General features: G+C 75.7%; 1 protein-coding gene. It reads left to right on the top strand.

Features of this window, described 5'->3' with window-relative positions; all coding sequences use genetic code 11:
* Nucleotides 1-542 (top strand): PP2C family protein-serine/threonine phosphatase (locus tag AWZ10_RS13570; RefSeq protein ID WP_159058266.1); only part of this gene is annotated, 542 nt, incomplete at its 5' end.
* Nucleotides 543-605 lie beyond the last annotated feature (63 nt).

Below are 605 nucleotides of genomic sequence, written 5' to 3'. Positions count from 1 at the left end.
GCCCCAGCGCGATCGCCGCGATGGGACGGCTGCGGGCCTCGCTGCGGGCGTACGCCGTGATGGAGGGGGAGGACCCCGTCGCCGTCCTCTCCGACCTGGAGCTGCTGCTGCGCCTGACCGAGCCGGCCCGCTCCGCCACCGCGCTCTTCGCCTACGTCGAGCCCGCGCTGCGCAAGATCACGCTGGCCGGGGCGGGACACAGCCCGCCGCTGGTGATCGGCGAGCGGCGCACCGAGTTCGTGGAGACGTCCCTGTCGGCGCCGCTGGGCATGCTCGCCTGCTGGGAGGCGCCGAGCGTCGAGCTGGTCGCCGAACGAGGAGAAACCGTCCTGCTCTACACCGACGGCCTCCTCCAGCGCACCGGCGAACCCGTCGACCGTGCCTTCGCCCGCCTCCATGCGGCCGCGGCCTGCGTTCCCCGGGCCCTGCGCACCGACCCCGGCGCCATCGCCGACCACGTCCTGCGCACCGTCCTGCCGGACAGACTCGACGAGGGCGACGGCACGGAGGACGTGGTGCTGCTGGCGGCACGGTTCGAGTAGGGCCGGCGGCTGGGCGCCGCCGGTGGACCGCCGCGCCGGCGCTGTGCCTCGCGGCACCGTGCG

The organism is Streptomyces europaeiscabiei (assembly GCF_001550375.1).
Lineage (GTDB): Bacteria > Actinomycetota > Actinomycetes > Streptomycetales > Streptomycetaceae > Streptomyces > Streptomyces europaeiscabiei.
This window is presented reverse-complemented; position numbering and strand designations above follow the sequence as displayed.